This is a genomic window from Salinivirga sp. (assembly GCF_035268865.1).
GTDB lineage: Bacteria > Bacteroidota > Bacteroidia > Bacteroidales > Salinivirgaceae > Salinivirga.
Map to the genome: position 1 here is coordinate 1 of NZ_DATFKB010000234.1, position 7,507 is coordinate 7,507.

9 protein-coding genes are annotated in these 7,507 nt (G+C 39.4%); 8 read left to right on the top strand and 1 reads right to left on the bottom strand.

What is annotated here, in order from left to right:
• The first annotated feature begins 495 nt into the window (after positions 1-495).
• Positions 496-1,146 (top strand): hypothetical protein, encoded by a 651-nt coding sequence (locus VJ937_RS14215; RefSeq protein ID WP_324068178.1) that lies wholly within the window; start codon positions 496-498, stop codon positions 1,144-1,146.
• 153 nt (positions 1,147-1,299) lie between these two features.
• Here VJ937_RS14215 and VJ937_RS14220 read toward each other — a convergent pair whose 3' ends face one another.
• Complete coding sequence (locus VJ937_RS14220; RefSeq protein WP_324068180.1) at positions 1,300-2,016, bottom strand: Crp/Fnr family transcriptional regulator; 717 nt, start codon at positions 2,014-2,016, stop codon at positions 1,300-1,302.
• Positions 2,017-2,185: 169 nt separating this feature from the next.
• Here VJ937_RS14220 and VJ937_RS14225 point away from each other — a divergent pair, with 169 nt between their 5' ends.
• The 7 genes from VJ937_RS14225 to VJ937_RS14255 form a co-directional block, all read left to right on the top strand.
• Positions 2,186-2,680 carry a Na+/H+ antiporter subunit E gene (locus VJ937_RS14225; protein WP_324068182.1) on the top strand — a complete coding sequence of 165 codons (495 nt, stop codon included), beginning with the start codon at positions 2,186-2,188 and terminating at the stop codon, positions 2,678-2,680.
• Positions 2,673-2,933 carry a monovalent cation/H+ antiporter complex subunit F gene (locus VJ937_RS14230; RefSeq protein ID WP_324068184.1) on the top strand — a complete coding sequence of 87 codons (261 nt, stop codon included), beginning with the start codon at positions 2,673-2,675 and terminating at the stop codon, positions 2,931-2,933. Before VJ937_RS14225 ends, VJ937_RS14230 begins: the two co-directional genes overlap by 8 nt.
• Positions 2,934-2,936: 3 nt before the next feature.
• Positions 2,937-3,287, top strand: a complete 351-nt coding sequence (gene mnhG, locus VJ937_RS14235; protein WP_324068187.1) for a monovalent cation/H(+) antiporter subunit G — start codon at positions 2,937-2,939, stop codon at positions 3,285-3,287.
• Complete coding sequence (locus VJ937_RS14240; protein ID WP_057953710.1) at positions 3,284-3,529, top strand: hydrogenase subunit MbhD domain-containing protein; 246 nt, start codon at positions 3,284-3,286, stop codon at positions 3,527-3,529. The genes mnhG and VJ937_RS14240 overlap by 4 nt, the downstream gene beginning before the upstream one ends.
• Entirely contained in the window at positions 3,522-4,220 is a 699-nt protein-coding gene (gene mbhE / locus VJ937_RS14245; protein WP_324068189.1) for a hydrogen gas-evolving membrane-bound hydrogenase subunit E, read from the top strand. The genes VJ937_RS14240 and mbhE overlap by 8 nt, the downstream gene beginning before the upstream one ends.
• Positions 4,220-4,591, top strand: a complete 372-nt coding sequence (locus VJ937_RS14250) for a sodium:proton antiporter (RefSeq protein ID WP_057953712.1) — start codon at positions 4,220-4,222, stop codon at positions 4,589-4,591. The genes mbhE and VJ937_RS14250 overlap by 1 nt, the downstream gene beginning before the upstream one ends.
• Positions 4,585-7,507: complex I subunit 5 family protein (locus tag VJ937_RS14255; protein WP_324068191.1), on the top strand; the 2,923-nt coding region annotated here is incomplete at its 3' end. The genes VJ937_RS14250 and VJ937_RS14255, both read left to right, overlap by 7 nt.

Sequence of the window (7,507 nt, forward strand, 5' to 3'; positions counted from 1 at the left end):
TTGTTTTTCTCATTATTTGTAGTTTTTCATCGTGGTTTCCCTCCCGCCTTCTGCGGCAAAGGTGATGACCATTAAAAATAAATATGTGAAATTGACGGGTTTCTGTATTTTTTCAGTTTCTATGATTCCAAATTACAATAAATTTATTAAGATTTTGTCTTTTGGGATTTAAATTTGAGTTTACAAACAATCATAAAAAAAGGGGCTACATTCAAATACGTTGTGATGTTTTGTTGAACAGAATGCTGATATTGTGTGCTTGAGCAATAGCAATGCCGGGGCCAAAGAAAACATATATGTATTTCTTTTGTTAATATGGAGTTCGGATAAAAACGTAATTGTTTTTATATAGTGTTTTTAGCTATAAAAAGGTAAATAAAAACAGGAAAATGGCTTTAAAACAACGAAAATATCCTTTGTAGTAGGGCTGAAAACATATTTTTTCAGATATTTGTTGAATAAAAACAGCCGATTAGAAATTAAAATTAATTTACAATGAAACGAACACTACTAATTACAACATTAATAATGATTGTATCTACTTTTGCTTTTTACTCATGCGGTAATCCAGAGTACGATAAAGCCATAGAAAAAGCAGATGCAGCCATGGAAAAGAAAGCCTACAAATCTGCCAAAACTTATTATTCCAAGGCGCTAAAGATTATGCCTAAGGAGGAATACCCACAAAAGCAGTTGAAAAAGGTGAATAAAATTCTGGAAGAAATAGCACGTAAAAAAGCCATTGAAGATGAGAAAAATTATAAGGCTTTTATAGAAAAGGCAGATAAACTTTATGGTAAAGAGCAGTATGCTAAGGCCAGGGAGCAATACCAAAAAGCTCTTAATTTAATGCCTAATGAAAAACACCCCAAGCAGCGCATTGCAGAAATTGATAAGATGATGGCCGAAGCAGAGGCTATGAAAAATTACCCGTACCATATTGTGGTAGGAGCTTTTGAAGTGGACAAGAATGCTGTAAACTATCTTGACCGCATTCAGCAAAATTACAGCAAGCAAGCTCGCAGCCTTCCTATTGGCCGCCTCGACGCCATTACTTATAAATCTTATAAGTCTCTTAATGAAGCCTACAATGATCTAAACAAGGCACGCCAGATTACACCCAATGCATGGGTTTGGAAGAAGTAGAAAATATCTGAAGAATTTTGATAAACTGGTGCGAGTTGTTGGTTATTGTAGCCAAAGCTCGCACCATTTTATTAGGAATATATTTGTGAATTCTTTCGGAATCTAACCCTTAAGAGGCCATGCTCATTCACACTACCTACTTTGCTAGTGATTTTAGCCGGTCTGACTTAAATCGTGAAGTGCCTTTTTATCAATTATTTTAATGTTGTGGTTCTCGTTCTCGATATAGCCTTCTTTTTGGAACTCCTGCAAGGTACGCACCACGCTCATAGTCGACATGCCACTCATCTCGGCCAGGTCTTTGCGAGACAGGCTGAGTTCAAATTCGTCTTTGTTGTACACGTCGTAAGAAAGATAGAGTAGGGTATCGGCCAAACGTCCGTTGAGTTGTTTCATGGTAAGTGAAACCATCTTGTCGCGGCACAGTTGCAGGTCCAGATTGACAGATTCCAGTACTTTGGCGGCAAATTTACCATTGCGTGCAATCAAATCTTCTACCACCTTCCGGTCAATGGCACATACAAATGAATCCTCAAGGGCCGCGATCGAATACTGAAAATGTTCGCTGCCAAAAAGTGAGGCCATACCTAATAATTTTCCTGTACGGTGAATACTGAAAATAAGATTGCTTCTGTAATCCACCTCTTTGTACAGTTTTACCATACCTTTTTTCAGGTAAAGTATGTGGGTAATAAAGGCCCCCTGCTTAGCAATAGTTTCACCTTTTTTGAATTGCAGGTGTACTTTATGTTGGCTGATTTCCTGCAACTCTTCATATATTAATTTTTCAAAACTGTCGGCCTTATTTTTACAACTAAAGCAAAGCTGCTGTTGGTTGATATATTTCTCGCTCTGATTTATCTTGCTCATTATTGGTTAGTTATCTTTAGGTTGCTGGAGCGTATCAAAATTAACATATATCCAGCGCAATAAAAAAGTAGATGTATTTTATTTTTAAAATATACCTGGCAATTCTGCAAAAACTTTGCCTTTAATTTCAATGTATCTAGATTTGTTAATAAATTAATAACTGGTTAATATGAACGCCAAAAATATAGTAATATCCTCTGTTATTCTGTTTGTTTTCTGGGTTTTACTCAACAATAGTATTGAGTTGATAAACTTGCTTATTGGGGCAGGATTATCTTTAATGCTGAGTTTTTTGTTTTGCCGAAGCTGCAATGTATTTGGTGATGTAAAACTCACCCCCGGTGCATTTATTTATACCATTGTATATCTATTTGTATTTCTGGGAGAGCTTATTAAATCGAACTTAGATGTGGCCCGCAGAGTTGTTTCTCCGGCATTGCCTATTAAACCGGGTATTGTAGAAGTGAAAACATCATTGCAGTCACCTATGGCCCGCATGATACTGGCCAATTCTATCACATTAACCCCGGGTACACTTACGGTAGATATGCAGGACGATCAGCTTTTTATACATTGGATTGAAGTAAAAACAGCCGATCAGCAGCAGGCTACCGAACAGATTGTACGCAAGTTTGAAAAATATTTAGAGAAGATTTATGGTTAATACAATTCTTACCATTGCACTTGGATTTATGATAGCTGCTATTGTAATGGCTGTCATCCGGTTTTTTGCCGGTCCGCGCACAACCGACCGCATCATTGCTTTCGACGTTATGACAATTTCATCGCTGTCATTAATTGCAATGCTTGCATGGTTTGCACAACGTTCAATTTACCTCGATATCGCCATTGTTTATGGGTTATTGAGTTTTCTGGGAGTAATAATAATTGCAAGATATCTTGAAAAAGGGTTATAAACTATGGAACTAGCTGGAGCTATAATTGTATTATTAGGTTCTGTATTCCTGTTTCTTGGAGCATTGGGTTTGCTGCGCATGCCCGACAGTTTCAATCGAATACAGGCAGGAACTAAAGCCTCAACTTTGGGTACTTTATTATCGCTGGCAGGCTTAATTTTTCTTATGCCTGGTTGGTGGGGTAAATTATTGGTACTCATTATATTTATCATTCTTACCAATCCTGTGTCATCGCATGTGCTGGCAAGGGCTGCATACCATATTAAAACACCTCTGACATCTAAAACAGTGGTTGATAAATATAAAGATGAGGCCAACCCTGAAATGGATAACCACAAAACCGAAGCATCATGATTTTAAAAATAATTGCCATCATATTGGGTGTTTTGATAATTGGACTGGCAGTTTACGCCCTGCATGCCAAAAAATTAACAGTTGCCATTCTGGGTGCCGGAGCAGTGAGTTTGCTGGCCTCGGTAATGTATTTATTGCTGGCCGCACCTGATGTGGCTATGACAGAGGCAGCCATTGGCAGTGGGCTGAGTACCATTATCTTTTTTTATGTATTGAATAAAATTCGCAAACAAAATGGTTAAAAATCTTCATATTTTATTGGTGCTTATTGGTCTGGGTGCCATTTTCTATGCACTTACCAGCGACTTTGAAAGTAGTGATGCACTAAGCCCTGTGGCTGAGCGATATGCCACCCAGGGTCCGGACGAAGTTGGTGCTGCCAACCTTGTTACAGCTGTTGTGGTTACATATCGTGGACTTGATACATTGGGTGAAGTAACAATATTGTTTCTTTCAGCTGCTATTGTGGCTTTTTTTCTAAAAGTTACCAATGGAAACGGAGGTAAGCGTAATTTCAGGCCCGTTAGTGAAATTTTACAAACCGCGGCAAAAGTTCTTACGCCTGCAATATTTCTACTTGGCATTTATGTTTTTATAAACGGCCATTTAACGCCCGGAGGAGGTTTTCAGGGTGGTGCAATTGTGGCATCGGGTTTAGTACTCATGCTATTGGCCCGGCCCGACATGAAAATAAGTCATACTGTTATACATGTAGTTGAATCTATATCCGGATTTGCTTTTGTGTTTATAGGTATACTTGGAATTTTTTATGCTGGCGGCTTTCTGGACAATAGTTTAATCTCACTTGGTACTTTTGGAACCTTACTCAGCGCTGGTGCCATACCTATTATTTACATTTTTGTAGGATTAAAAGTTGGAGCCGAATTATCGAATATCGTCGGACATTTACAAGAATCTCAAAACGAAGCATAATGGATCAAATAGGACTTGAACATATTGCATTAATCAGTGGGCTTATTTTGGCCATAATTGGTTTATGGGGGCTGTTGACACAAAAAAACATCATCAAGATGATTGTGGGTTTTGCGTTGTTAGATACTGGTATTCATATAATAATGATTGCTGTAGGATACGTAAAAAATGCAACGGCTCCAATTATCAGCGAAACGGTAACGAAAAGCAATGCAGCTGAAAAAATTGCCGATCCCATCCCCCAGGCACTTGTACTTACGGCCATTGTTATTGGGTTGGGAATTACAGCCTTGATGCTGGCTTATGCGCTGAAAATGCATCAGAAAAAGAAATCATTGGATATCAATCATTATAAAGATTTGAAATGGTAGGACCAATTTATATTATAGCAACAGCTCTTGGACTGGCTTTTTTACTCGGATTTTTTAAAAAGCTAAATTTACAAATTGCAGAAACATTAATGCTTGCTGGTGTGGGCTTTATGGGATTTATTTCTATGCAATGGCTCTTTGGTCATCTGGCCGGAACCATCACAGATTCTGTAACTTTCACTGCCGGTTTTAAGCCGCCATTCTCCATTAGTCTGGAAATGGGAATTCTGGAGGCCGGAATAACTTCAATGATCAACCTGTTCGGCTTTTTAGGAGGTATATATCTTTGGCGCAAACTGAATGAGATGGGTGTCAATGCCATGATAATCTATATGGTTACACTCATGGGACTCAATGTAATTGTACTTACGCGTGATCTTTTCAACCTTTTTGTATTTCTCGAAGTAAGTACCATAGGTATTGTAGGTTTAGTGCTATTGGAACGCCATGTAAATACAATTGCATCGGGTTTTAAATATCTGATAGCTGGTGGAGTAATTTCAGCATTTATGTTAATTGGAACCATAATGGTTTATAATTATGCTGGCTCACTATACATCAATGATATTGTTACACAAAATATTATAGCAGTAAAAGGCGGAATGGTAGCAGTCTTTTTATTGCTAATGGCTGTAATTCTTGAGCTGAAACCATTTCCCGCAAATGGGTGGGGCCTCGATGTGTATGAAAGTGCACATCCGGGAATTTCGGCTCTGCTCTCGGCCGGTTTTGCAACCGCAATGCTTTATGTGCTCTGGAAACTTATGCCTTTGTTCCCTGCAGAATGGAAATCAATGATTGCGATCGTAGGAGGTTTAACATTTATAGGATCTAATTTGCTTGGTATTCGTCAAAAAAATGCACAGCGCCTACTCGGATATTCATCTGCGGGTCAAATTGGGTTACTTACTGCTGTGGCAGGGCTTTCGACATTTTTTGGTGCTCATTTTTTGTTTATAGCCATTACTTTGTTGTTGAGTCATTACCTGGCAAAAGCCGGGCTATTTTGGTTGGCTGGTATAGCTAAAGAAAAAGAGATAAAATCGTGGGGAGTGTTGCGTAAAGAACCTTTACTAGTGGTGATGTTTGGCATTTTTATACTGACATTGCTTGGGCTCCCGCCGTTTCCTTCGTTTTTCGGCAAATGGGAACTCATCATGCAGCTATCAGGTGCCGGACAAACCACCTGGGTTATTGCCATACTGGCCGGATCGTTCCTGGAAGCTGTTTATTTATTTAAATGGTTCGGATACGTGCTCAAAGGCGAAAGTGAGCAACCCATAATAAATATAAGACCTGAACAAATTATTGCACCCGTGGTTTTTGCTACCATTGCATTAATAGGAGGATACTACGCCGGCGATTTTATTGGTAAAAATAACCTGATCAATTTTATTCCTTTGCTGTTTATTGCTGCTATTGGATTATTGGAGTTTTTACCTGCATGGGTGAAAAACACACTGTCAATTGCAGCCATGGGATATCTTGCATGGGATACCTTGCCAGGTCTTTATGAGCAGGATTTGCTACGATTTGTTTTTATGGCAATTTTTATACTGGGTGGGATTTTAACACTCATTGCAGGCTATCAGTATAAAGGCACCCGTAAGGGTTTTTATCCCTCAGCTTTGCTTATGTTTGCAGGCCTGGCTGGTATAATTCAGGCGGAAACACTTCTACAGTTTTTCTTTTCATGGGAATTAATGACCATTGGTTCTTACTTCCTGATAATTCGTGGTAAACGCTCATTGCAGCATGGCTTCAGTTATATACTTTTTTCACTTGGTGGCGCATACCTTATTCTGGCAGCCTTTGGAATTATTGATGCTCAGGCAGGCGGAATGCTCAGCGCATTGAGTAATGTAACAACCCAGATAACCCTTATATTTAGTTTAATGGCCATTGGTTTCATGACCAAAACAGCTACGTTGGGGCTGCATATCTGGCTACCGGGTGCGCATGCCGAAGCAGAATCGGATGTTTCGCCGATGGTTTCTGCGATCTTGCTTAAGGCAGGTGTGTTTGGTTTGCTTATTACATTCCTGGGAATGGGCGCTGAAAATGCAGGCAATAGTGGATTACTCTATGTGCTTGGTTGGTTAGGCGCAATTACGGCCCTGGTAGGTAACCTTGCTGCCAGTTTCCAGGAAGACGCTAAAAGATTACTGGCATATTCCAGTATCGGACAATTAGGATATATTCTTTTTGCCTACGCTATGGCCACACATCTTGGTTGGATAGGAGGTTTTGTATATGTAATAAACCACTTTGCGTTTAAAGCAGTGTTGTTCCTTACAATAGGTGCCATTGTGTTCCGCCTCGGAACACATAATATGTACGAAATGGGTGGCTTGATAAAGCGTATGCCCCTGGCATTTATAGCAGTTTTAATTGGTATCATAACCCTCTCAGGAGTTCCCCCATTATCAGGATTTGCTGGGAAGTGGTTCTTCTATAATGCTTTAATAATGAAAGGCTGGTACTTTCAGGGTGCGGTAATTCTCTTTGCCGGCATCATAGCCTTTTTGTATACATACAGATTAATCCAGACTGTATTTCTGGGTCAGCTTAAAGATGAACATCGCCGCGTGAAAGAAATTCCGGTTGCTTTCCTCATTCCGATTTATGTCCTAATTATTGGAATTATGATATTCTCAATGAAACCGCACTGGATACTGGCTCCCATTAGTGAATATTTATCTGCTTATTTCCCGACCAATCCTGTAGTGTGGGATGGTGGAGCAGCAACAACTGCTTTGGGATACTGGAATGGAGAATGGATAATGTATATCGTAGGGGTTATGTTCCTTCTGATTTTAGGATGGCTGTTGTGGCTCAATGCCAAAGCGACTAAAGTCAAACAGTTTAATATGGTATATTCGGCAGAAAGGCCATTCAGACCCGAAACCACGCATA

Excerpts from the sequence above, each read along its gene's own strand:
- VJ937_RS14215 (WP_324068178.1), top strand. The coding sequence starts at position 496 with ATGAAACGAACACTACTAATTACAACATTAATAATGATTGTATCTACT.
- VJ937_RS14240 (WP_057953710.1), top strand. The coding sequence starts at position 3,284 with ATGATTTTAAAAATAATTGCCATCATATTGGGTGTTTTGATAATTGGA.
- VJ937_RS14220 (WP_324068180.1), bottom strand. The coding sequence starts at position 2,016 with ATGAGCAAGATAAATCAGAGCGAGAAATATATCAACCAACAGCAGCTT.
- mbhE (WP_324068189.1), top strand. The coding sequence starts at position 3,522 with ATGGTTAAAAATCTTCATATTTTATTGGTGCTTATTGGTCTGGGTGCC.
- VJ937_RS14225 (WP_324068182.1), top strand. The coding sequence starts at position 2,186 with ATGAACGCCAAAAATATAGTAATATCCTCTGTTATTCTGTTTGTTTTC.
- mnhG (WP_324068187.1), top strand. The coding sequence starts at position 2,937 with ATGGAACTAGCTGGAGCTATAATTGTATTATTAGGTTCTGTATTCCTG.
- VJ937_RS14250 (WP_057953712.1), top strand. The coding sequence starts at position 4,220 with ATGGATCAAATAGGACTTGAACATATTGCATTAATCAGTGGGCTTATT.
- VJ937_RS14230 (WP_324068184.1), top strand. The coding sequence starts at position 2,673 with ATGGTTAATACAATTCTTACCATTGCACTTGGATTTATGATAGCTGCT.